This window comes from Corallococcus sp. AB018, assembly GCF_003986945.1.
Taxonomy (GTDB): Bacteria; Myxococcota; Myxococcia; order Myxococcales; family Myxococcaceae; genus Corallococcus; species Corallococcus exiguus.
On record NZ_RAWR01000124.1, the window covers coordinates 1 to 23,142 of the forward strand.

Genomic DNA, 23,142 nt, shown 5'->3' on the forward strand with positions numbered 1-23,142 from the left:
CCCCCGGACGACGCGGAGTCCGAGGCCCGCCGCGCCGAGCGCCAGGCCCGCTTCGCTCGCCACCCGTACATGGCGCGCAGCCACAAGCTCACGGAGCTCATCGCCCGGGGCAGGGCGGCCACCGCGCGCGGGGACTTCGAGCGGGCCTACCAGGACTTCAACCACGTGCTGGGCCTGGACCCGAAGAACCGCGAGGTCGCGCAGCTGCTGGTGGAGGCGCGCCGCAAGCACGACCTGACGCGCGCGCAGGCGGAGGTGGAGCGTGGCCAGGAACTGGAGATGCGCGGCGACTTCGCCGGGGCGCAGGCGGCCTACCGGCTGGCCGTGTCGCTCAACGGAGACAACCCGGAGGCGGCCTTCCAGGCGGCGCGCGTGGGCCGGGAGCTGGCGCAGGATGCGCAAGAGGTGATGAAGCTCGCGCAGCGCGCGGTGGAGCTGAAGCCGGGGCGCGCGGACTACCAGCTGCTGCTGGCCCACGTGCTCCTGGTGGCGGGGCAGAAGAAGCAGGCCAAGCACCACTTCGAGGAGGTCGTGCGCCTGGACCCCGACAACGCCGACGCTCGCGCCGCCCTCAAGAAGCTGCGCTGGACGTTCACGTGATGAGGTGCATGCGTCCCCATGGCTGCTGAGCCCGAACCGCTGATTGGCATCGACCTGGGGACGACGAACAGCCTCGTCGCCACGGTGCAGGACGGTCAGCCCATCATCATCAAGAACCGCACCGGCCAGCCCCTCACGCCGTCCGTGGTGGCGGTGTCGAAGAACGGCAAGCGCCTGGTGGGTGGCATCGCCAAGCGCCAGGCCATCACCAACCCGCAGGAGACGGTGTCCGCGGCCAAGCGCCTCATCGGCCGCAAGTACTCCTCGCACCCGGTGCAGGACGCGCTGCGCGCGCTCACGTACCAGGTGGTGTGCGGCGCGCACGACGATGTGCGCATCCGGCTGGCGGGCCGCGACCTCGCCGTGCCGGAGGTCAGCGCCATGATCCTGGCGGAGCTGAAGGCGGACGCGGAGGCGCACTTCGGCCGGCCCGTCACCCAGGCCGTCATCACCGTGCCGGCCTACTTCAACGACGGCCAGCGCCAGGCCACCAAGGACGCGGGCCGCATCGCGGGGCTGGACGTCCTGCGCATCATCAACGAGCCCACCGCGGCGGCGCTGGCCTACGGCTTCGGCCGCACGGTGAACGGGAAGATCGCCGTGCTGGACGTGGGCGGCGGCACCTTCGACGTGTCGGTGCTGGAGATCAACAACGGCATCTTCGACGTGGTGGCCACCGGCGGTGACACCTTCCTCGGCGGCGAGGACTGGGACCACCGCATCATCGAGTGGATGGTGTTCGGCTTCGCCAAGGAACACGGCATCGACCTGCGCAAGGACCGCATGGCGCTGCAGCGGCTGAAGGACGCCGCGGAGAAGGCGAAGGTGGAGCTGTCGTCGGTGAAGGAGGCGCAGGTGCACCTGCCCTTCATCTGCACGCCGCCGGGCGGAGGCGCCGCGCTGCACCTCCAGTCCACGCTCACCCGCGAGAAGCTGGAGGAACTCACGGCGGACCTGGGCGAGCGCCTGGTGGGCATCACGTCGGAAGTCCTGGGCGAGGCGAAGGTGCGCCCCTCGGACCTGAAGGAGGTCATCCTCGTGGGGGGCATGTCGCGCATGCCCCGCATCGTGGAGCAGGTGCGCCAGTACTTCCGCCGCGAGCCCTGCAAGGGCGTGCACGCGGAGGAGGTCGTGGCCCTGGGCGCCGCCATCCAGGCGTACGCGCTGGTGGGCCAGCAGAGCGAATTGCTGCTGCTGGACGTCACGCCGCAGAGCATGGGCGTGGCCATCGCCGGCGGCTACGTGCGGCGGCTGATTCCTCGCAACACCACCGTGCCCACGTCCGCCACGGAGGTGTTCGCCACCTCCAAGGACTTCCAGCGCACGGTGAAGATCATGGTGCTCCAGGGCGAGCACGAGCTCGCGCACCACAACGAGCTGTTGGGCGAGTTCCTCCTCACCGGCCTGCGCGAGGCGCCGCGCGGACAGGTGGAGATTGAGGTGACGTTCGACATCAACGCGGAGGGCATCGTGTCCGTGTCCGCGCGCGACCGCGACACGGGCCTGCGCCAGTCCATCACCGTCACCGCCTCCAGCGGCCTGACGGAGGACGAGCTGCGCCGCATCATGGACGAGCAGCGCGACTGGCTGGTGGCGGCGCGCAACACCGAGGAGCTGAAGGCCAAGCGCGTGGAGCTGGAGATCCTGGCTCGCGACCTGGTGGACGCGCTCTCCCGCGTGCGGCTCATGCCCGGGGCCGGAGGCCTGTCGCCGGACGTCATCGCCCGCGCGGAGGCCGCCCTGGATTCCGCGCGGCAGGCGCGCGGCGTGGAAGACGTGGGCGCGCTCACCCGGGCCTGCGAGGCCCTGGCCCAGAGCCTGCCGCTGTTGCGCTCGGCCGGCCCGCGCGGAACGCCGGGGAGGTAGGCGATGAACGCGCTCCGCGCCAAGGCGCTGGTCGAAGCCGGGTTGCTGCTGCGACTGAGTGGCGACATGGCCGGCGCGGAGAAGCTGTTCACCCGGGCCCTGGAGCTGGACCCGGGCAACGCGCGCGCGCGCCGGCTGCTGGGGCGGGACGGCCCGGTGGAGGCCGGCGGGGACACCGGCTGGAACCTGACGGGCCCGGATCAGGAGGCGGACTGGGGCGTCTGGGCCGGTCCCTCCGAGCCCGGCCCTGTGCAAGCCCCCTTGCGTGAATCCGTGAGCCTGCCCGAGGGCACGGGCGTGCGCGGCGACGCGTTGGACCTCATCGCGGAGGCGCACCGCACGCAGGAGTTCGGGCTGCCGGACACCTTCACTCCGGCGGGCGGGCTGCCGGAGGGCTCGGAGGTGGAGAGCCTGCTGCGGGGCGCGGAGGACCTGCTGGCGCTGGATGACCACTCCGGCGCGGTGGAGCTCCTGCGCCGGGCCCAGTTCCTGGCGCCGGAGAACCCGCGCGTGGAGGCGCTGCGCGACCGCAGCGAGCGCATCCTGGTGGCCATGCTGGAGGCGCGGCTGGGAGATTTGCACCGCATGCCGCGCGTGCGGTTGCAGCCGGACGACATCATCTGGCTCAACCTGGACCACCGCGCGGGCTTCGTGCTGGCGCAGATTGACGGCGCGGTGAGCTTCGACGACCTCTTCGCGCTGTCCGGCATGTCGCGCCTGGACACCGCGCGCATCCTCGCGCAGCTGCTCGACGAGGGCATCATCGCCCCCGGCGAGTAGGCGCACGGGGCATCCGCGTCACCCGGGGCGGATGACGGCCGTCCACACGCCGCGCACCACGGGCTCGCCCTTCGCGTTGCGCGTCTCCGTGGTGACGACGAGGAAGTCCATCCCGGCCTTGCGGTACAGCTCCGTGATTTCGCCCGTGGTGGTGAGCACGTCCCCCGGGCGCATCACGCCCAGGAACTCCAGCTCCTGCTCCCCGTGCACCAGCCGCACGCGGTCCACGCCGAGCTCCGGGTCCGCGATGGCGGCGCTGAAGGGGCGGATGGCGAACACCACCGCGAAGCTGGGGAAGGCGATGACGTCGCCGTACGGGCCCGCCTGGGCCGCCTCCTGCGAGTAGAGCAGGGGACTCACCTGCGCCGGGGGCTCGCCGAAGGTGCCCGCGGAGGGCACGGAGCCTCCGAGGATGAGGGAGAACTCGCGCAGCTTCTCCCGGCCAATCTCATAGGTGAAGGGGCCGTACGCACGGCCGACGAACTTGGGGTCCAGGGCCATGGCTATCCGAGCGAGGTTTCGACGACGGCGCCCCGGAGGACGGGCTCGCCGCGCTGGTTGGTGGCGGTGACTTCCGTGGTGAGCCGGCCGTCCGCGACGGCGGTGACGCGGCCCTGGAAGGTGACGGTGTCCTCTGGCAGCACCGGCCGGGAGAAGCGCACCCTCACCCGGCGCACCAGCCCCGGGTCTCCCACGAAGACGGCCACCGCCTCCACTGCCCAGCCCAGCGTGCAGAGCCCCTGGAGGATGACGCCGTTGAAGCCGGCCTGCCTGCCCACCTCCGGGTCGATGTGGATGGGGTTGTAGTCCCCGGAAGCGCCCGCGTAATACACCGGCCGCAGCCGGTCGCACTGGCGGACGTGCGTGAAGGTGTCTCCCACCTGGAACGTGCGTGCCATGAGGCGCGCGAGCCTACCGCATCCCTTTGTCCGTGGATGCCCACGGGAAATGAAGAAGGGGCGGCCCCCACTCGCGTGAGGACCGCCCCTCGTCACTTCAGGGCTTCAGGATGAAGCGCCGGCTTACGCCTTGCGACGGCGAGCGAACGCCATCGCCGCGAACAGCGCCATCAGCGGCGCCATGCCGCCAGCGGAGCCGCCCGTGGAGGAGCAGCCGCCGCCGTCGTCGTCGGCCTTCGGCACGGAGACCTTGATCTCGGCGGTGCTGGTGGCACCGGCCGCGTCCTTCACCGTCACGGTGAAGGCGTAGTTCTCCAGCGTCTTCTTCGCCGGCGGGGTGAAGCTGGCCTCGGCGGCGTTGGCGCCGGTCAGCGTCACGGACGGGCCACCCGTCTGGGCCCAGGTGTAGGTCAGCGTCTCGTTGTCCGGATCCGTCGACGTCGCGGCGTCGATCTTCACCAGCTCACCGCCACGCACGCCCGAGATGACCCGGACCTTGGCGACCGGCGCCTGGTTCACCTGCTTCACGTTGACCGTGTAGACGAACGGGCCAGAGGTGGCGCCGTCGGAGTCCGTCACGGTGAGGCTGAAGGCCAGGGCCGTATCGACCTGGACCTGCGGCGCGGTGAACTTCACGTTCGCCGCGGTCGTGCTGTCGAGAGTCACCGGCTGGCCACCGACCTGGGCCCAGGTGTAGGTCAGCACGTCACCGTCCGGATCCGTGATGCCGGAAGCGTCCAGCTCCACGTTGCTGCCCTCATCCGCGTCGACGGCGGAAGGAGCCTGGCCCACCGGGTGGCGGTTGGCCTTGCGCACCGTCACGTTGACCAGGTCGGACCCGGACTGGCCGCCGGAGGTCGCCGTGAGCTTGAAGGTGAGCTCGGTGGGGGCGCTGACGTCCGGCGCCGTGAAGCTCGCCGTCGCCGTGTCCGCACCCGTCAGCGTCACGTTGGTGCCGCCCGTCTGCTCCCACAGGTAGGTGACCGCCGTGCCGTCCGCATCCGTGCCGGAGCCGGTCAGCGTCACCGTGGCGCGAGCATCCGCCTCGAAGTCCGCGCCGGCGTTGGCCACCGGAGCGCGGTCCACGTTCTTCACCGTCACGGCGACGGCCTTGCTGGACTTCGCACCGCTGCTGTCCGTCACGGTGACCGTGAAGTTCAGCTGCGTGTCCGCCGTCACTTCCGGAGCCAGGAACGTGGCCTTCGCCCGGGTGGCGTTGGTGATCGTCACCGCGGGGGTGGTGCCACCCGTCCGGGCCCAGGAGTACGTCAGCGTGTTCGCGTGGATCACGTCCGCGTCCGTGGAGCCCGAGGCGTCCAGCGTCACCGGCGTGGTGTCACGCTCGTCCACCGTCGCCGGCGCGGAGGCCGCGGCCACCGGGGGCTGGTTCACGTTGTTGATCTGGATGTCCACCGTCTTCGGGGCGCTCGCCTTGCCAGACGCGTCGGTGACGACGAGCTGGAAGGTGAGGGTGTCCGTGTAGTCCACGTCCGCCACGAAGTTCGGCGTCGCGGTGTCCGCGCCGTTCAGGGAGACAGGCGTGGCACCACCGGTCTGCGTCCAGCTGTAGGTGAGTGCTTCACCCGCGGCGGCGTCCGGGTCGAAGCTGCCCGTGCCGTTCAGGGTGATGGTGGCGCGGTTGAGGACGCCGCTGACGAGCGTGCCCTCGGCGACCGCCGCCGTGCCCACGCGAGACGGACCCGCGTTGGCCACCGGAGGCACGTTGCACGTGCCCGTGGAGGCCGGCTGCTCCGCCTGGCCCGAGAACACCGCCGTGGCGCCCTCGAACTTCACGTTGTCCACGTCCAGGCCGTAACCACCCACGGCCACGTCACCGCCGATGCGGAAGCGGAAGCGGACGTTCTTGAGGCCCAGGTCGGGGAAGAAGGTCCCGAAGTTGATGCTCACAGGCGAGAAGTCCGGGAAGTCCGGGCTCACCTGCGCCAGCGCGGGGAGCCCCTCGAGGGGGTTGCCGCCGCCCGTGGCGATGTAGTCCACGTAGCCCACCTCCGCGTTCACCACCGGGTACAGGTCCCAGGGGTCGATCCAGTCGATGCCGTCGACCGTGAACTCGAGCACCGCGCCGTCGTAGGAGGCGTTGGAGTCGAACTCGAAGGAGTGGCGGTAGTCGTAGCTCATCACGAAGTCAGCCGCGTCATCCACCGTCAGCCAGGGGCTGGTGATGGTGGTCTCCGCGATCGTCCCCGGATCCCTGCCATTCGCGAACCGGTTTTCCGGCGTGCCGGACAGCGTCCAGTCACCGGAGGGCGACACGTTCTGCGACACCGTCCACCCGGCCAGGCCGGACTCGAACGTCTCCGTGTCGCTGGTGGTGGGAACGTTGTCGTAGTTGACGCGCGGATCGAACGTCGCCGTCTTCGCCCCCGCCGGGATCTCCGTGGAGTCGAAGGCGACCTTGATGCCGGCGCGCGCGGGCGAGCCGGACACCGCGGTGACGTTGACGGGCACGGTGATGGTGGCGGAAGCGCCGCGCGACAGGGCGGGGATGTTGATCGCGCCGCCGCTCGGGAACTCCAGCGTCGCCGTGGTGCTGGTGCTGCTGACGGTGCCGGCGAAGGCGCTCAGCCCGTTGCCGCCCACGTTGCGCACGGTGATCTTCAGCTCACCCTGCTCGCCGATGTCCAGGATGCCGTCCTGGTCGCAGCCGGACACGCTGTCGGTCAGCGTGATGCCGGTGACCTCCAGGTTGCCGCCCGTGGCGAAGCTCTCCGTCACGCTGATGTGGTCGAACGCGTCGCGGTCCGGCGACTTGGCGCCGAAGCCGAGGCCGCGCTTGGCGAAGGCCGCCACGAAGCGCTGGTAGTCCGCCGGGTCGCTCGCGAGCGCGACGGCCAGCACCGCGTCACGCGCTTCCGTGAAGGTCGGCGCGTTCGGCGTCGCCTTGTAGGAAGCCACGAGGTACTGCTTCATGCGGTTCTGCGCTTCCGCGAACGGGTGCGCGTTCAGCAGGCTCGCGTAGCACTCCCACAGCGCGGTGGCCCACACCTCACCGCTGTTGTGGACCTCGCTGTTGCTGTCCGTGCGCGTGCCCGCGTCCGTGGGCAGGGGGGTGAAGTTGGCGATGTGCTTGAACGTGTAGCCGTTCTTGCTCATGTCCGTCGAGTAGGGCAGGCGACGGATGCCGAAGTAGTAGCCCTGGTTCTTGCCACCGCTGGTGACGTAGCCGGCGGTGCTGTAGACGCCCTGCCAGTTGCCGTTGCCCGCCTTGGTCCGGTCGGACTCGCGAACCTGCATCAGCATGGCGTGGAAGTCGCCCCAGCCCTCGCCCATCGAGCGGCCCTGGTTGTTGCTCAGGCCCGCGGCGTTACCGATGAGGCGGTTGCTGATGTAGTGACCCCACTCGTGCGCGATGATGCCGTTGTCGAGCGTACCGTCGCGGTCCTGGTTCGGCTCGCGCAGGAACGTCACGGTGATGGGCTCGGTCGCCGCCCTCCACGCATTGCCCGCCTCCTGGGTGATCATCAGGGACGGCGTCTTGACCTTGGCGTCATCAATGCCGTTGCCGCCCATGGAGATGGGGCTGCCGGGCGAGTTGTTCGTGATGATCGTGGCGATGGCGCCCGCGTTCTGCGCGTTGAGCGACTTGATGACGAAGTTGCACACTCCGCGGTCGATGAGCGCGACCTTCCCGGTGAAGTAGCCGGCTTCGAACGGCGTGCAGCCCAGGGGGTTTGCCTCGGGGGCCGCCTTGATCTCGCCCGGCATGTCGTAGGCCTGCGTGCCGTAGCTCGCGGAGGAGGCCTCGTAGACGCCGGCGAGGGACGCGGGCGCCGTGACGGACAGCACCGGCGTGCCGTTGAACACGTACATCTGCATGCGCGGCGACGCACCGTCCGCCGGCGTGCTCATGTTCGCGTTGTCGCGACCGCCGTAGTCCTGCGCCTGGGCCTGGATGGGGTCGTTCTCCACGCCGCCACGGCCGAAGTTGAACGACTGGGCGTTGCCCGCGACTTCGTCGAAGCCGGAGTCGTAGAACCAGTCGTGCAGGAAGTTGTTCACGTAGAACAGGTTCACCACCGAGGCCTTGGTCTGCTCGGTGCTGATGCCCGGGGCCTTGGTCGTGTCGTAGACGTACGAGAAGGTGTTGTCGCTCGTCGTCTCCGCGCGGGTGTCCCGGGTGCCGGGCTGGAAGCCGTCCGGCGCGACCAGGTCCGCGTACGCGTCCACGTTGTTACCCGTGGTCTGCGTGGCGTTGGCCGGCAGCCAGGGGTCGTTCCTGCTGTAGGGGCTGTTGGCCAGGGTGATGTCGTGCGCCGGGCGGTTCAGCGGGGCCTGGTAGCCGTCCTGGGTGCCCGTGGGGTGCGGGGTCGCGTCGTTGCCCTGGGGACCGTCCTCCGGGATGAACGGGGACGCCTGGTCCGCCCAGACCTTGTACGTGAAGGCCGTGCCCGCGTCCGCGGTCAGGTCGTTGCGGAAGAGGACCTTGCCGGTGGCCGCGGAGACCACGTAGCCGAAGTACTGGCTGGAGCGCGCGGCCTTGGGGCCGGCGTTCACTTCCACGTACCAGGCCGGCTCCAGGTTGCCGGCCAGCATGAAGTACACCTGCCGGGCGCGGGCCGGGGTGGCCAGGTCCTGCGGCAGCGCGGACTTCGTGGCGGGGGCCAGCTCGAAGAAGGTGTAGTCACCCTTCGTGCCCGCGTTGATGAACGAGGTGGCCTGCGTGCCGGAGCCCGTCAGGTCCTTGAACGCGCCGGACACCGCGTCCGCGGCGCCCAGGTTGAAGCCGGCGCGCGCCTTGGTGCGCGCGGAGAGCGCCAGCTCGGACGGGGCCAGGTAGCCGCTCACGGCCACCAGGCGCAGGTCCTGGCCCATGACGACCTTGATCTCGTTGCGGAAGACGGGGATGCCACCCACCGACTGGGTGAAGGTCGCGATGATGGCGCCCTTGCCGGTGTTGTGCATCGAGCGCAGGTTGGCGCCCGCGACGTCGTCACGCGTCAGGCGGTAGCTGTCCGCCACGGACTGCAGGTGCGCGCGCGCCGCGCTCTCCGCCGTCATGCCGGCGCGGATGACGGACTTGGACTGCGCACCCTCCTGCGTCGCCCAGGCGAACGTAGGCACGCCGAGCCGCTGCTCGGTCTGCTCGATGCGAAGCCCGCGGGACACCGCCGTGTTCGAATCCACGGCGAGAGAGCGGGAGTCCCGCTGCTCCAGGAACGCGTCGAAGTTCGACCGCTCCTTGGCCCACGCACTGGTACCCGCGATGGGCACCAGCAGCAGGCTGGTCAACAGCTTTTCCCTGAGACGCATGCGCCTTCCTTCTTGGGGGTAATGAACTGCCGGACGAGGGGACTGCGAGTGACGACGACTGCGACAGGAGAAGTCCGCCGGGGGAGGCGGACCGCTCCTTACGGATGGTGGACCCTGGGTGGACAACAGCCCGATAGGAAACGCAGCCCAACGCCACAGGTCGCATTGGCGACGTGAGCGGGGAACTCAGCGTGGAAAGGCGGCACGCGCGAGGCGAGCAGGGCGGGTGCGAAGCGCTGCGACAAGCTGGACAGCCGGGGCGCCATACCCGAACCCGGGGCGGCCCATCCGAATCGACTGTCTACGGTCACCGGCAAGCGCTGCTCTCCAACCCACTCTTCTGGCCGCGGTTGTCTTCACCGCGCCAGATTCAGTGGGAGCGCATGCTAACCAGGACACTGTTTCGTTGCATAGAGGGGGGGCCCCTCAATTTTGCGTTAGCAACCCAGTAACAATTGGCAGTCTGGAATAAGCCGTAGCGGCCAGGCGGGCGCGAGCGTGTGACACGTGGCGCGCCGCACCTTGCCTGCGGGCCCGAACCCTGTTCAGCGGCGCGAGCGCGGTGCCGGCGCGCCTTCATCCGAAGAGGGCAGTGGACCGTGGTCCAGTGGATCCTCGACCTCCGCGCCCTCCTTGCGCTGCTTGTACTGTTCCCGCACGTAGGCGACGAGCTGATCCAGGTACGACGACAGCGGCGGACACCGCACGCCGGTGCCGTCGAGCAGCTCCAGCGTGTTGTGGCAGTTGTAGATGGCCAGGTGGTTCACGTAGCTGATGGCGGCGCGCTGGGGCCGGGCCAGCTTCTCCAGCACGGGCAGCCGCAGCATCACGTCCGCGGCGCGCGCGGACAGGTTGAAGCGCGGCAGCCGCTTGTGGGACTTCTCCGCGATGAGCTCGTACACGCGCCGCGCGCTCATGGGGTTGGGGTCCACCAGGTGGAAGATGCGCCCCTTCGCGCGCGCGTCACGCGACAGCCGCCACACGGCCTCCACCACGAAGTCCACCGGGACGACGTTGAGCGGCGCCACGCCGTTGCCCGGCAGGGGCAGCGGCACCACCAGCGGGGAGGTGACGAGCAGGATGCCCAGGTAGTAGGGGCCCTCGAAGCGATCGATTTCGCCCGTGCGCGAGTCGCCCACCACGCTGGACGGACGGAAGATGGTGACGGGGAGGGTGGCGGAGGCGCGCTGCACCAGCCGCTCCGCCTGGAACTTCGTCTCCTCGTAGGCGTTGCGGAAGGACTGGCCCCGGTCCAGCTCGTCCTCGGCGATGACGCCCACGCGGTCGCCGGACACGTAGCAGGTGGAGAAGTGGTTGAAGCGGGAGAGGTTCTCGCAGTCGCGCGCCAGCTCCAGCAGGTTGCGCGTGCCGTCCACGTTCACCCGCCACGCGGTCTCCTTGGGCACGCCCAGCTGCGATACGGCGGCCAGGTGGAAGATGTCCGTCACCCGTTCGCACAGGCGCTGGTACTCCTCGCCGGACAGGCCCAGGTGCATGTCCACCGCGTCACCGGTGAGCAGCTCCACGCGCGCGCCCTTCACCTTCGCCGCGAGCGACTGCGCCTCCTTGAAGGCCTTGGGCTGCACGAGCGCGTAGATGTGCCCTTTCGGGTCCTCCCGCGCGATGTGCTCCACCAGCCGCTTGCCGATGAAGCCCGGGTAGCCGGTGATGAAGTAGGTGCCAGGGCCCTGCCGCGTCTTGGACGTCTCGCTCATGCGCGGCGCAGCATAACCGCCCGTCAGCCGTGTGCGAGCATCGCCCGCCACACCGCCTCCACCTGAGGGCGGGTGGCCTCCGGCGCGCCGCTGTTGTCGATGACCCAGGTCGCGTGCTCGCGCTTGTCGTCCAGCGCCATCTGCGCCTGGAGCCGCGCCTCCGCCTGGTCCGCCAGGAGCCCGTCGCGCGTCATCAGCCGCGCCTTCTGCACCTCGCGCGGCACCCACACCACGGCCACGCCCTCCATGGCCTGGTGCAGCCCCGTTTCGATGAGCAGCGGCACGTCGTAGACGGCGTGGGTGACCCCTTCCGCCTCCAACGCCTGGAGCTTCTGGAGGAAGAGGGCGCGCACCTCCGGGTGCACGATGGCGTTGAGGGCGGCCCGCTCCTCGGCGTTCGCGAAGATGTGCGCGCCCAGCTTCACCCGGTCCAGGCGGCCGTCGGGGCCCACCACGCCGGGGAAGCGCTCGTCGATGCGCCTCAGGCCGGGCGTGCCGGGCTCCACCACCTCGCGGGCGAGCACGTCCGCGTCCAGCACGCGCGCGCCCAGCTCCCGCAGCATCCGGCTCACCGTGCTCTTGCCGGAGGCGATGCCACCCGTCAGTCCGAAGACGTGCACGGGCTACTTCGCGGCCTTGGGGGTGGTGAAGACGAAGGACTGCACCGTCTTGCCGTCCTCGTTGAAGAAGATGGCCACGCCCAGCTTCACGTAGAGGAAGTAGGTGCGGAAGTCGTCCGTCAGCTTGCGCAGGTAGCAGGGCGTGGCGGGCATGGCGCCGGCCGGGCACGCGGGGCCGTAGCTGTTCTCGATGGTGTCCTTCTCGATGACGGGCCCGGGGAACACGTCGATGCGCTCCACCATCTGGGTGGCCGGGTCCACCTTGAACTGGGCCTGGGTGGTGCCCTTGATGGCCTCCTTGGCGAAGTAGGCCAGGATCTCCTTGCCCTCCTGGCTCATGGTCCGGGACGGCTCCCCGAACTTCTTCACCACGTCCTCCTTCTTGGAGGACCCGGGCTCGATGCCCTGCCACGGCTTGGCGGAAGCAGGCAGGGAGACGGCAGCGACGGCAACGGCGAACAGGACGGCAATCACAGGGGTGCGCATCTCGACTCCTCCCTAGCGGATCAGGCAGGCACGCCTCAAGGTCCGTTACCTCAAGCCACGCAGCTGTCCGCCCGGTATTCAATCACGAACGAGACGCCTTGCCCCCTCCAGGGGCCTCTGCTACGTGCTCAAGGCATGTCTTCTCGTGCCTTCCGGGTCTTTTCCGCCCTCTTGCTCGCCGTTTCCGGCGGCCTCGCCGGCGCCGCGGACTTCACGGGCCCCGACAGCTGCAAGGGCTGCCACCCGGAGGCGTACGACGCGTGGATGAAGTCCAAGCACGCCCGTGCGACCGAGACGCTGGCGGAAGGGCAGAAGAAGGACGCGCGCTGCCTGTCCTGCCACGCGCCGGACCAGGCGGAGCAGCAGCTGGCGGCCGTCACCTGCGAGACATGCCACGGCGGCGGGCAGTACTACTCGCCGTCCTACGTGATGAAGGACCCGGAGCTGGCGCGGCTGGTGGGGCTGGTGGACCCGTCGGAGAAGCAGTGCCGCACCTGCCATGACGCGTCCTCGCCGTCCCTGCGCCCGTTCGACTTCAAGGAAGCGCTGAAGGCCATCGACCACTGGTCCGCCGAGCGCGCTCGCAAGCAGCAGACCCGGGCGGACGCCGCCCCCTCCACGCCGGCTCCGGCCACGGCGAAGAAGTAAGTGACCTCCGCTTGATCAAGATCCTCGATTCCCGCTTCGTCACCACCGCCGTGGAGCTCAAGGGGCTGCCCACGGACCACGGCGCGGAGGTGGCCTTCGTCGGCCGCTCCAACGTCGGCAAGTCGTCCATGATCAACGCCCTGACGAACCGGCGGAAGCTGGTGCGCGTGTCCAACACGCCGGGGCGTACCCGCACGCTCAACTTCTTCGACATCGACCTGGACCGCGACGGCGTGCGCCACACGGTGCGCCTGGCGGACCTGCCCGGCTACGGCTTCGCCAAGGCGAGCAAGGCGGACAAGGCCCAGTGGCAGGAGATGATCACCACCTACCTCAAGAACCGGCACCGGTTGGAGGTGGTGGTGAGCATCATCGACGCGGAGATTGGCCCCACGCCGGAGGACATGCAGACGCTGGACTACCTCCAGGAGCACAACCGCCGCATCCTCGTCGTGGCCACCAAGGTGGACCGGCTGACGAAGGCGCAGCGCAAGCCCCGGCTGCACAAGGTCGCGGAGCAACTGGAGCTGCCCCGCGAGGCGGTCATCCCGTTCTCCTCCACTGAGAAGCTGGGCGTGGAGGAGGTCTGGGGCACGCTGCTGGACACCTTCGGCAAGGCCACCCGCGTCTGAGGCTGCCGGCCGTAGGCGCGCTGTGGTAGCACCCCCGGCGTGTCCCAGAACGGCAAGACGAATGGTGGTGGTTCGCCCCTCGCGCCTCGCGAGGAGCGTCAGCGGTTGATGCGCCTGTCTCCGCGCCAGCGGGTGGCGGCGCTCTTCGACGCGGAGGACACGCCCGCGCTGGTGCGCTCGCTGCCCGCGGAGGACCTCTACGTCACCATCCAGGAGGTGGGGCTGGCGGACACGACGGAGCTCGTGCAGCTGGCGTCGCCCGCGCAGTTCCGCACCTTCGTGGACCTGGGCGGCTGGGCGAAGGACAAGCTGGACCCTCACGCGGTGCTCACCTGGCTGCGCGCCGCGCGCGGCGACGAGCCGGAGGACTTCCTGCGCAAGGTGCACGCGGTGGACCTGGAGGTGGTGGAGACGCTCCTCAAGGAGTTCACCGTCGTCCACGACCTGGAGGAGAACCCGGACGTCAACCCGCAGGGCCTGACGATGGAGACCCCGGAAGGGCGCTACCTGGTGGAGGTGAAGGTGGAGGGCGTGGAGGCGTCCGCCATGCGCGCGCTCCTCAATGACCTCATCGCGGAGAACCCCTTCGAAGCGGTGCGCCTCTTCGAGGCCGTGCGCTGGGAGATTCCCTCCGAACTGGAGGAGACCGCGTTCCAGTTCCGCCGCGCGCGCCTGGCCGACCTGGGCTTCCCGTCGCTGGAAGACGCGCTCGCCCTCTTCAGCCGCGTGGACGTGCCGCCGCGCCCCACGGGGCCCGGGACGCCCGCGCTCACCGCCACGGGCGGCCACCTGGACTACCTGGAGGCGGCCTTCCGGGACCTGTCCGACGTGGAGCGGATGAACGCGGAGGACGAGCTGCGGGAAGTGGCCAACGCGGTGCTCGTCGCGGAGCTGGGCGACCCGGGCGACCTGGACGCCGTGCGCCGCGTGGGCGAATGGGTGCGCGACTACCTGTCGCTGGGCCTGGAGCACCTGACGGGCGCCGACCCCGCGAAGGCGCCGGACGTGCTGCGGGATACGCCCCTGCGCCGCGTCTTCCAGGTGGGCTTCACGCTGACGCTCCAGCTCAAGTACCGCGCGGATCGCCTCTTCAAGGCGCCCTTCATGAAGCTGGAGGACGTGCCGCTGGTGCTCCCGGAGGAGGCCGCCGCGCTGGAGGCCCTGCGGCGCAAGCGTCCCCGGCGGGCGCTGCGCGTCCCGGGCGCGGAGCCCGTCCCGTTCCGTTCGCTGCGGGAGGTGGCCGGTTCGGAAGCACTGCTCGCGCGCGCGGAGGGACAGGTGGCGGCGCTGGGCGCGCTCCTGGGCGGCTCCGAGGACGCGGCGCACACGGTGCTGGCGCGCTTCGGCGTGTCGCTGGACGTGCTGGGCGTGGAGCGGCTGTGGGCGGCGGTCGTGTCCATGGCCGTGCTGGAGGAGGGCGTGGACGTGCGGCCCGTGCCGCTGGGGCGCACGGTGGAGCTGGGCCAGCGCCTGTTCGAAGGCACTCCGGATGCACCTCGCCTGCGTGCGAGCGCGGCGGAGCGCGCGGTGGCGGCGCTTTCGCCCGTGGTGCCGGAGCCCGCGCGTGAGGAGCTGCGTCGGGTGGTGAACGTCACGCTGGCGCGGCTTTTGTCGGAGCTGGGGCCGGCGTGGCTGCGCGAGGGGCGTTTGGATCTGATCGCCTCCGCGGTCCTACCGATGGAGAGCGCCCCGGTCCCGTAGCTTTTTCAGCCTTGCCCGGCCCGGCGGTCGCGGGCGAGCCCGCAACCTCCCGAAGATACAGGCCTCCCGCGTTGCCATCTTCTGGCACGCGCGCTGCTTTGCCCCTCGCCCGCCAGCTGTTTGCAAACCGCTGTTTGCAAACAGCAGACGGAAATCCACGAGGGCCAGGGGCACGCGTGTGACGGGACGAGCGACCGACAGCGAAGGGGTGGCGTACATGGGACCGGGCGCGGTGGGGCAGCGTCGCGACGTACTGGCTTTCTACATGCTCGCGGGGTTCGCGGCGGTGATGTACGCGGTGCCGGGTGAGTGGATCCCCGCGCTGGAGCCGCTGCGGCTCGCGCTGCTGACTTCAGGGCTTGGCGCGGGCCTGATGGTGATGCGCCGCATTGGCAAGGCGGAGCCTCTCTTCTTCGACGGCGCGCGGGGCATCGCGCTGCTGGCGTTCTCGTCGCTGGCGTTCTGCTCGGTGGCGTGGAGCGTGAACCCGGAGGTGACGCGCTTCCAGGGCGTGGAGCTGCTCAAGCTCACGGCCATCTACCTGACGCTCGTCAACGTCATCACCACGCCCAAGCGGCTGGCGGTGGTGGCCGGCGCCATGGTGCTGGGCGCCATCGTGACGTCCATTGGCGTCATCAACTGGTACATCGTCGGCGAGAACATGGTGGAGGGCTTCCGTTCGCGCTGGGTCGGCGTGTACGCGGACCCCAACCACATGGCCATGAACATGGTGCTGGTGGTGCCGCTCGCGGTGGCGTTCCTCGCGCGCAAGAGCACTCCGTGGGTGTTCCGCGTGCTGTGCGCGGTGTCCGCGGTGCTGGCGGTGGTGGCCATCGTGTTGTCGCACTCGCGCGGCGGCTTCATTGGCCTGTCGGTGGCGATGGCCATGTGGGCCATCCGTGAGAAGCGCCGCATGCAGGCCATCGTGCTGGGCACCGTGTTCGTCGCGGGCCTGGCGGTGTTCGCGCCCAAGAGCTTCTGGCAGCGCAATGAGACGGTGGCGTCGTTCCACGAGGACGCGTCCGCCATGGGCCGTGTCTACGCGTGGCAGGTGGCCAGCCGCATGAGCCTGGACAAGCCGCTGCTCGGCGTGGGCGCGGGCGGCTTCCGCTATGCCTGGTTCGAGTACGCGCCGCCCGAGGCGCACCGCGCCTACGTGGCGCACAACATCTTCCTCGACGTCATCGGGGAGCTCGGGTGGATTGGCCTCCTGTGCTTCCTGGTGTTCTCGGGCGGAGCCGTGGGCGGGGCCGCGGCCGCGTCGGCGGACTCGGAGATGGGATGGCTGGCACGCGCCTTACTGGCGGCGGTAGCGGGCTACCTCGTCTGTGATTTGTTCTCGGGCTACATCCTGTCCGCGCACTGCTACGTGCTCTTCGGCCTGGCCGCGAGCGCGCACCGCATCGCGCAGGCACGGGAGCGAGCCCTGGCGGTGGGGAGGCAACCGGCGATGAATCCCGCGCCGGTGGCCACGTGGGAGGGGTCTGGGCATGCGGCGTGAGGATGCGCGGATGGGGCAGGAGCCCCTCCGCCTGGTGCAATTCACCCGGTCGTTCCACATTGGCGGCACCGAGGTCCAGGTGCTGGAGCTGCTGCGAGGCCTGCCCTCGAGCTATCAATTGCAGGTGTCTGTGTTGGAGGACGCGGGGCCCTTGATGGGCTCCGTCTGGAAGCTGGGGCACGCGCCGGAGGTGTTCTCACTCAAGGGCTCGCTCGTGCAGCCCAACACGCTGCTGCAGATCCACCGGATGGCCCGCTGGCTCAAGCAGCACCGCGTGCAGCTGGTGCACGTGCATGACTTCTACTCCAGCATCATCGCGGTGCCGGCCGCGAAGCTCGCGGGCGCGAAGGTCATCGTCGGCCGGTTGGATCTGTCTCACTGGCAGGGCAAGGCCCGCCGCCTGCTGCACGCGCAGATGACGCGCATGGCGGATCACGTCATCGCCAACGCGGAGGCCATCCGCCAGCTGCTCATGAACGAGGAGGGGCTGCCCTCCTCGCGCATCTCCGTTATCCACAACGGCCTGGACCTGCAGCGCTTCGACGCGCGCGCGGCGGAGGGGCTCAAGGACACACTGCCCGACACCAACGGCGTGCCCACGGTCCTCCACGTGGCCAACATGAACCACCCCGTGAAGCGGCAGGAGGACCTGCTGCTCGCCCTTGCCATGCTGCGTCATGAGGGCACGAAGCTGAACGCGTGGTTCGTGGGAGACGGGCCGCGCCGGCCGGGGTTGGAGAAGATGGCGCACGAACTGGGGGTGGCGGACGGGGTGCACTTCCTCAAGCACCGCACGGACGTGCCGGCCCTCTACGGTCAGGCCACCTTCGGCGTCCTGTGCTCCACGGCGGAGGGCATGTCCAACGCGGTGATGGAGGGCATGGCGGCCGGGCTGCCCATGGTGGTGACCCGGGTGGGCGGCAATCCGGACCTCATCTCGGACGGCGAGCGGGGCCTGGTGGTGGAGCCGGAGCGGCCCGCCCAGCTGGCCCAGGCCTTCCGCCGGCTGCTGGCCAACCCCAAGGAGGCCCGGAAGATGGGCAAGGCCGCCCGGGGCTTCGTCGCCCGCGAGCTGTCCCTGGAGAAGATGGTGCGCCGACATGACGCGCTGTACCGCCAGGTGGCAGGACTGCCCCCAGGCTGAAACCGCCCCCAGGGGCCGGCAAATGTCAGACCGATCCGGATAATCCACGCCCGTCCTCAGCAATTGGGGGCGGGCGCGTTTCGTAGAAAAGGGAGGCGTTTTCTCCCCGAGGACCTGCGTGTGCGCAGGTTATAGATGGGAATAGCTCGATTTTCGTGGAGATTGATGGGCAAGGCGTGGTAATGGCGCCTCGGGCATTGCCGGAAGCGGCAGGCGTGCTCACCCTGGGTGTGGCGGATCAGGCGGGTGGAGGAATCACCGCCGGTACGCAGGGGTTTTTTGAAGGAAACGGACGCCGAGCGCGGGGCCCGGAACACGGGACGCGGGGCGGATGGCTGGAAACATGAAGGTGGCGTGGGGTGGGCCGACAGGCCGCTCTCCACATCCGCCGCGACTTTACGAGGCCCTGCCAGTCGGCACGCGGCCCGGGGCGCTCGCCGGTAAAACTCCAAGGTGCCGGCGAGCGCTCTCTTTTTTGCCTCACAACGCCGCCCCCGTGCGCCCTTCAGGGTCGTCTCCGCGAGGAGGATGCACCGGGTGGGATACGGGCGTCAGGCGTCCTCGACCAGATCGAACCGCTGGCCCACGCCCTTCGCCAGGGCGACGTCGTAGAGCGCGCGGGCCAGGGCCACGTCCTGCACGGCGAGGCCGGTGGAGTCGAAGACGGTGACCTCGGTGCCGGTGCGGCCGGGCTTCCGGCCAGCGACGACCTCTCCCAGGGTCCCGGCGAGCTGCTCGGCCTGGATGAGCCCGTCGTGCAGCGGCACGTTGACCTCGCCGGAGTGGAGCGCCTGATCCGCGTCGTCGATGAAGACGCGCCCTTCGACGAGCAGTCGCGGATCCAGCTCCTGCTTGCCGGGGGCGTCCGCGCCCATGGCGTTGATGTGGGCGCCGGCCTGGACCCACTCACGGCGGACCACCGGGGCGCGCGCGGGCGTGGCGGAGCAGACGATGTCCGCGCCGGAGGCCTCCTGGAGGCTCACCACGCGGCCTCCCTTCTCTTTCTGGAGTGCCTCCGCGGCCTGGGCGGACGCGTCCGCCAGCAGCAGCTCCAGGTCCCCGAAGAGGGCGCGGTGCGCGTCGATGAGGACGCGCGCCTGCACGCCGCAGCCCACGAGCCCCAACGTGCGCGGCTGCTTCTTCGCCAGGTACTTGGACGCGATGCCGCCGGCGGCGCCGGTGCGCCACGCGGTGAGCAGCGTGCCGTCCAGGATGGCCAGCGGGGACGCGGTGTCCGGGTCGCTGAGCACGTACACGGCGCGCACCGTGGGCAGCCCGTGCTTGCGAGGGTTGTTCGGATGGGCGTTGACCCACTTCACGCCAGCCGCGCCGTCGAGGAACGCGGGCATGGCGCGGAAGTCGCCGTCGTACTTCGGCAGGGACAGGTACACCTTGGGGGGCATGAGCGCGTCACCGCGGCCATGCGCCAGGAAGGCACGCTCGACGGCTTCCAGTCCGAGCTCGACGGTGTAGAGGCCGCGCAAGTCCCTGGCGCTGAGGAGAAGGGTGGGCATGCGCGCGCTATAGCCAGGAACGCGGTGGCCCCCCAAGGGTTGTCCAGCCGGGTTGTCCGGCGGGAGTCGCTTTCAGTCGAGAAGGTGGGCACGCCTGAGATTGGCTGGCATCGCCATCGTGGCGCATGGGGGACGTCAGAATGGAGAACACCCAGGTGGCATCGGGTGGTCCATTCTTTCATGCTTGAGGCGGTCGCGCGGGCGCCCGACTTCACCTGGGATCTGGAGCTGGAGATGACGAATGTTTTTGAACTTCTTGGCGAAATCCGCAGGCGCCCGTCTTTGTATCTTGATGCCGATGAGGAGCATCGGTTTGTGCAGTTGCGGTGTCTGGAGCATATGCTGAGGGGGTATGCCCTGGCCTTGTCTGTTCATGGGATTGAGGAGCCTGTTGGTGACTTCAATCGAGGGTTTATTGCCTACCTCCGTGAGGTGAAGGGGTGGGGGGCCGAGTTTGGCTGGGTCAATGCGATTCAGAGGGCGGTGGGTGGGGATGAAGAGAAGATGTGGGATTGGTCTTGGAAGCTGATTGACGAGTACCGTGAGTCATTGCGCAACGTGTAGCGGGCGTTGGGGAATGGCGTGAAGGAATGCGAAGCGCAGCGCGGGCCTCATGTGCGCGTGCTGCTGCTCGCCAGATTGGTGGGCGGGCGAGTGGGTACTGTCGGAAATCCAGTCCCCGATGTCGGGTGCGGATAGCCGGAATAAGCCGGAGGCAGGATAGGCTGGGGGTGATGAAGACCTCCCGGCCCACTGAAGACACCGGTTCCCAGGCGCCGAACACCGGCCACCCGACGGGTGACTCCAGCTTGCCGGAGCGTCCGCTCCACGCGACGCGCGTGGGCCGCTATGTGTTGCTGGCGCGGCTGGGCAAGGGCGGCATGGGCGAGGTCTTCGAGGCCTTCGATCCGGAGCTGCGCCGCACCGTCGCCATCAAGCTCCTGCACGAGCGGCGTCTGCCGGACGAGGAGGAGGACGCCCGCGCGCTGCGGCTGGTGCGCGAGGCCCAGGCCATGGCGCGCCTGTCCCACCCGAACGTGCTCACGGTGCACGACGTGGGCACGCACGAGGGCCGGGTGTTCATCGCCATGGCGCGGGTGGAGGGCGGCACGCTACGCCAGTGGCTGCGCGAGGGGCCGCACCCGCAGCGCCAGGTGCTGTCGGTGTGCCGGGCGATGGGGCAGGGGCTCGCGGCGGCGCACGCGGCGGGGCTGGTGCACCGCGACTTCAAGCCAGACAACGTGCTGCTGGGCCGGGACGGCGGCGTCTGGGTGACGGACTTCGGCATCGCGTCCGACGCGGGCGTGGGTACGGAGGCAGGGCCCGCGGTGCCACCGGCGGCGCTGTTGGAAGGGCCGCTCGACACAAGGCTCACGGCGACGGGAGCGCTGGTGGGGACGCCCGCGTACATGGCGCCGGAGCAGTACGCAGGCCGGGGCCCGGACGCGCGCGCGGATCAGTTCAGCTATTGCGTGTCCGTCTACGAGGCGCTCACCGGTCAGCGCCCCTTCGAGGAGGGAACGCTGCGGCGCATGGCCGTCACGCTGCTGGATTCGCAGCGGGCCCCCCAGGGCGCGGTGGTGCCCCGGGTGGAGCTGGAGCCGCCCGCGCATCCATCCGTCCCGGGCTGGGTGCACCGCGTGCTCGCGCAGGGCCTGGCGGTGGCGCCGGAGCAGCGCTTCGCGTCCATGGAGGCGCTGCTGGCGGCGCTGGAGCGCGACCCGGAGGCGGGACGGAAGAAGCTCGCGGGCCGCTCCATCGCGGTGGTGGCCGGGCTCTTCCTGGGCGTGGGCGTGGCGTGGGTGCGTCCCACGCCGTGCAGCGGCGCGCCCAAGCTGTTCGCCCGCGTTTGGGGTCCCACGCAGAAGGCGGCGGTGGCGGAGGCCTTCGAGAAGAGTGGCGCGAAGGACGCGGATGGCGCCTTCGACCGGGTGGAGCGCGCGCTGGATGCCTACGCGTCCGAGTGGAGCCGCATGCATCGCCAGGCCTGCGAGGCCACGCGCGTGACGGGAGAGCAGCCGGAAGCGCATCTGGCATTGCGCATGTCGTGTCTGGACCGGCGCCTGCGGGCGGTGGACGCGCTGGGGGCTGAGTTGGCGCACGCGGATGTGGCGCTGGTGCAGCGCAGCGCGGAAGCGGTGGATTCGCTGCGCGGCGTGTCTGGCTGCGCGAACGTGGAGGCGCTCTCCGCCGCGGTGCCCCCGCCGGAGGACCAGGCGGCGCGCACCCGCGTGGACGCCGTGCGCAAGGACGTGGCGCATGCGCAGGCGCTGCTCGACACGGGCCGTTACGCGCAGGCGGTGCCCGTGGCCAAGGCCGCAGTGGAGGCGGCGCACGTGACGCACTACCGGCCCGTGGAGGCGGAGGCGCTCCACGTCCTGGGCTGGGCCCACCACCGCATGAGCCAGTCGCGCGACGCGCGGGCTACGTGGCACGAGGCCATGGCCGCCGCCACGGCGGGACGGCATGACGAAGTGGCGCTCCAGGTGGCCACGGAGCTGGTGCTCGGACTGAGCGGGGATCCCGAGTGGTTCCCCGAGGCCCACCTGTGGAGCGCCCAGGCGCACGCGCTCATCGAACGGCTGGGCTCCGCGCCGGACCTGGAGGGACGGCTCGCCAACCACGAGGGCATCCTCGCGCTGAACGAGGAAGCGCTCGACGCGGCGGCGGAGCACTACACGCGGGCCCTGGCGCTGCGCGAGCGAACCCTGGGGCCCACGCACGTGGACACCGCGAAGGTCTACAACAACCTGGGCATGGTGATGCTGCGCCAGGGCAAGAAGGCGGAGGCCACCGCGCTGTACCAGAAGGCGCTCGCCATCTACGAGGAGCGGCTGGGCCCGGTGCATCCGCTGCTCGCGGGCACGCTCACCAACCTGGGCTTCGCGGAGCAGGAGTCAGGCAACCTGCCGAAGGCGCTGGAGTGGCTACAGCGCGCGTACACGCTGCAACAGCAGACGCTGGGGCCGCTCAATTCCCAGACGTTGCTGCTGCTCCACGACATCGCGTTGGTGCAGGAGTCGCTGGGCGCGCCGGACCGGGCGCTCGCGCTGCACCGGCAGGCGCTGGAGGGAATGCGTCAGGGTTTTGGCGCGGAGAGCCGCGAGGCCATTGATTCGCTGAAGGCGCTGGCCGGCGCGGAGGAGCGGTTGGAGCGGGACGCGGACGCGCTCGCGCACTTCCAGGAAGGGCTGGCGCTCCAACGAAAGGTGTTGCCACCAGAGGAGTTCGCGGTGGACACGCTGGAGGAGGACGTAGGGCGGCTGATGGTGGCGCAGGGCCGTCCGAAGGAGGCGGTGCCGCTGTTGCGCGCGGCGCTGGACTCCAAGTCGCGCTCGCTGGGCGCGGACCATGCGCGGACCATCCACAGCCGCACGGCGCTGGGGCTCGCGTACTTCCTGCTGGGCCAGGGCGACAGCGCGCGAGAGCTTTTGGAGACATCCGAGCGGGTGCTGGCGCCGCTGGGCTGGAATCCGGTGGACGCCGCGATGACGCACTTCGCGCTCGCGCAGGCACTCTGGGGTCAGCCCGCGGAGCATGCGCGGGCTCTGACGCTGGCGAACAAGGCCGAGGATGGCTTTGCGCAGGGCGGCAATATGACGCGGCGCGAGCTGGCCGCGGTGCGGCAATGGATTGCAAGCCGATAGGCTTTGCCGCCTTTTGAACGGACCGTTCTTGTCGGGAATTTTCCTGAAAGGCTTGCGCTGGTCTGGGGAGTCGAGATTGTCTAATCTGAATCCCTGTCGGACGGCTGGGCGCCATGCC

At 69.9% G+C, this 23,142-nt stretch carries 17 protein-coding genes; 10 read left to right on the forward strand and 7 right to left on the reverse strand.

Going from position 1 to position 23,142, the window contains the following annotated elements:
- The 3 genes from D7Y11_RS24805 to D7Y11_RS24815 all read left to right on the forward strand — a co-directional run.
- Positions 1 to 600: tetratricopeptide repeat protein (locus D7Y11_RS24805; RefSeq protein ID WP_126934943.1), on the forward strand; the 600-nt coding region annotated here is incomplete at its 5' end.
- Between the two features lie 18 nt (positions 601 to 618).
- Entirely contained in the window at positions 619 to 2,466 is a 1,848-nt protein-coding gene (gene dnaK / locus D7Y11_RS24810; protein ID WP_126934944.1) for a molecular chaperone DnaK, read from the forward strand.
- Between the two features lie 3 nt (positions 2,467 to 2,469).
- Positions 2,470 to 3,246, forward strand: coding sequence for a tetratricopeptide repeat protein (locus tag D7Y11_RS24815; protein ID WP_120575597.1), 777 nt, complete (start codon positions 2,470 to 2,472; stop codon positions 3,244 to 3,246).
- 18 nt (positions 3,247 to 3,264) lie between these two features.
- Here the strand turns inward: D7Y11_RS24815 and D7Y11_RS24820 are convergent, their stop codons facing one another.
- The 6 genes from D7Y11_RS24820 to D7Y11_RS24845 form a co-directional block, all read right to left on the reverse strand.
- Positions 3,265 to 3,747, reverse strand: coding sequence for a MaoC family dehydratase N-terminal domain-containing protein (locus tag D7Y11_RS24820; protein WP_120575598.1), 483 nt, complete (start codon positions 3,745 to 3,747; stop codon positions 3,265 to 3,267).
- A gap of 2 nt (positions 3,748 to 3,749) precedes the next feature.
- The gene (locus tag D7Y11_RS24825) at positions 3,750 to 4,145 is read right to left on the reverse strand and encodes a MaoC/PaaZ C-terminal domain-containing protein (RefSeq protein ID WP_120596265.1); all 396 of its coding nucleotides are present in this window, start codon (positions 4,143 to 4,145) and stop codon (positions 3,750 to 3,752) included.
- A 123-nt stretch (positions 4,146 to 4,268) separates the two neighbouring features.
- Positions 4,269 to 9,416 carry a myxosortase-dependent M36 family metallopeptidase gene (locus D7Y11_RS24830; RefSeq protein ID WP_121753094.1) on the reverse strand — a complete coding sequence of 1,716 codons (5,148 nt, stop codon included), beginning with the start codon at positions 9,414 to 9,416 and terminating at the stop codon, positions 4,269 to 4,271.
- Between the two features lie 545 nt (positions 9,417 to 9,961).
- The gene (locus tag D7Y11_RS24835) at positions 9,962 to 11,131 is read right to left on the reverse strand and encodes an SDR family oxidoreductase (RefSeq protein WP_172809084.1); all 1,170 of its coding nucleotides are present in this window, start codon (positions 11,129 to 11,131) and stop codon (positions 9,962 to 9,964) included.
- Between the two features lie 23 nt (positions 11,132 to 11,154).
- The gene (coaE, locus tag D7Y11_RS24840; protein WP_120575602.1) at positions 11,155 to 11,751 is read right to left on the reverse strand and encodes a dephospho-CoA kinase; all 597 of its coding nucleotides are present in this window, start codon (positions 11,749 to 11,751) and stop codon (positions 11,155 to 11,157) included.
- Positions 11,752 to 11,754: 3 nt separating this feature from the next.
- Positions 11,755 to 12,237, reverse strand: a complete 483-nt coding sequence (locus D7Y11_RS24845; protein WP_120575603.1) for a hypothetical protein — start codon at positions 12,235 to 12,237, stop codon at positions 11,755 to 11,757.
- A gap of 135 nt (positions 12,238 to 12,372) precedes the next feature.
- Here D7Y11_RS24845 and D7Y11_RS24850 point away from each other — a divergent pair, with 135 nt between their 5' ends.
- From D7Y11_RS24850 to D7Y11_RS24870, 5 genes are all read left to right on the forward strand, one after another.
- Positions 12,373 to 12,885 carry a multiheme c-type cytochrome gene (locus tag D7Y11_RS24850; RefSeq protein ID WP_120575604.1) on the forward strand — a complete coding sequence of 171 codons (513 nt, stop codon included), beginning with the start codon at positions 12,373 to 12,375 and terminating at the stop codon, positions 12,883 to 12,885.
- Positions 12,886 to 12,896: 11 nt separating this feature from the next.
- Complete coding sequence (yihA, locus tag D7Y11_RS24855) at positions 12,897 to 13,517, forward strand: ribosome biogenesis GTP-binding protein YihA/YsxC (protein WP_120575605.1); 621 nt, start codon at positions 12,897 to 12,899, stop codon at positions 13,515 to 13,517.
- 39 nt (positions 13,518 to 13,556) lie between these two features.
- Complete coding sequence (locus tag D7Y11_RS24860) at positions 13,557 to 15,218, forward strand: DUF6178 family protein (protein ID WP_126934945.1); 1,662 nt, start codon at positions 13,557 to 13,559, stop codon at positions 15,216 to 15,218.
- Between the two features lie 217 nt (positions 15,219 to 15,435).
- Positions 15,436 to 16,719, forward strand: coding sequence for an O-antigen ligase (locus D7Y11_RS24865; RefSeq protein WP_120575621.1), 1,284 nt, complete (start codon positions 15,436 to 15,438; stop codon positions 16,717 to 16,719).
- Positions 16,709 to 17,863 carry a glycosyltransferase gene (locus tag D7Y11_RS24870; RefSeq protein ID WP_126934946.1) on the forward strand — a complete coding sequence of 385 codons (1,155 nt, stop codon included), beginning with the start codon at positions 16,709 to 16,711 and terminating at the stop codon, positions 17,861 to 17,863. The genes D7Y11_RS24865 and D7Y11_RS24870 overlap by 11 nt, the downstream gene beginning before the upstream one ends.
- 551 nt (positions 17,864 to 18,414) lie before the next feature.
- On the opposite strand, the gene D7Y11_RS24875 is transcribed toward D7Y11_RS24870, so the two are convergent.
- A complete protein-coding gene (locus D7Y11_RS24875) occupies positions 18,415 to 19,377 on the reverse strand; it encodes an ornithine cyclodeaminase family protein (protein WP_126934947.1) in 963 nt (320 codons plus the stop codon).
- A gap of 180 nt (positions 19,378 to 19,557) precedes the next feature.
- Here D7Y11_RS24875 and D7Y11_RS24880 point away from each other — a divergent pair, with 180 nt between their 5' ends.
- Positions 19,558 to 19,941, forward strand: coding sequence for a hypothetical protein (locus D7Y11_RS24880; RefSeq protein ID WP_121753090.1), 384 nt, complete (start codon positions 19,558 to 19,560; stop codon positions 19,939 to 19,941).
- A gap of 170 nt (positions 19,942 to 20,111) precedes the next feature.
- On the forward strand, positions 20,112 to 23,024 hold the full coding sequence (locus D7Y11_RS24885) for a serine/threonine-protein kinase (RefSeq protein WP_158641992.1): 2,913 nt from the start codon (positions 20,112 to 20,114) through the stop codon (positions 23,022 to 23,024).
- Positions 23,025 to 23,142: the final 118 nt, after the last annotated feature.

Bases quoted from the DNA above. Each gene is read 5' to 3' on its own strand.
- D7Y11_RS24815 (WP_120575597.1), top strand. From the start codon at position 2,470: ATGAACGCGCTCCGCGCCAAGGCGCTGGTCGAAGCCGGGTTGCTGCTG.
- D7Y11_RS24825 (WP_120596265.1), bottom strand. From the start codon at position 4,145: ATGGCACGCACGTTCCAGGTGGGAGACACCTTCACGCACGTCCGCCAG.
- D7Y11_RS24835 (WP_172809084.1), bottom strand. From the start codon at position 11,131: ATGAGCGAGACGTCCAAGACGCGGCAGGGCCCTGGCACCTACTTCATC.
- D7Y11_RS24865 (WP_120575621.1), top strand. From the start codon at position 15,436: ATGGGACCGGGCGCGGTGGGGCAGCGTCGCGACGTACTGGCTTTCTAC.
- D7Y11_RS24820 (WP_120575598.1), bottom strand. From the start codon at position 3,747: ATGGCCCTGGACCCCAAGTTCGTCGGCCGTGCGTACGGCCCCTTCACC.
- D7Y11_RS24850 (WP_120575604.1), top strand. From the start codon at position 12,373: ATGTCTTCTCGTGCCTTCCGGGTCTTTTCCGCCCTCTTGCTCGCCGTT.
- dnaK (WP_126934944.1), top strand. From the start codon at position 619: ATGGCTGCTGAGCCCGAACCGCTGATTGGCATCGACCTGGGGACGACG.
- D7Y11_RS24830 (WP_121753094.1), bottom strand. From the start codon at position 9,416: ATGCGTCTCAGGGAAAAGCTGTTGACCAGCCTGCTGCTGGTGCCCATC.
- D7Y11_RS24880 (WP_121753090.1), top strand. From the start codon at position 19,558: ATGCTTGAGGCGGTCGCGCGGGCGCCCGACTTCACCTGGGATCTGGAG.
- D7Y11_RS24845 (WP_120575603.1), bottom strand. From the start codon at position 12,237: ATGCGCACCCCTGTGATTGCCGTCCTGTTCGCCGTTGCCGTCGCTGCC.
- D7Y11_RS24870 (WP_126934946.1), top strand. From the start codon at position 16,709: ATGCGGCGTGAGGATGCGCGGATGGGGCAGGAGCCCCTCCGCCTGGTG.
- D7Y11_RS24875 (WP_126934947.1), bottom strand. From the start codon at position 19,377: ATGCCCACCCTTCTCCTCAGCGCCAGGGACTTGCGCGGCCTCTACACC.
- D7Y11_RS24885 (WP_158641992.1), top strand. From the start codon at position 20,112: ATGAAGACCTCCCGGCCCACTGAAGACACCGGTTCCCAGGCGCCGAAC.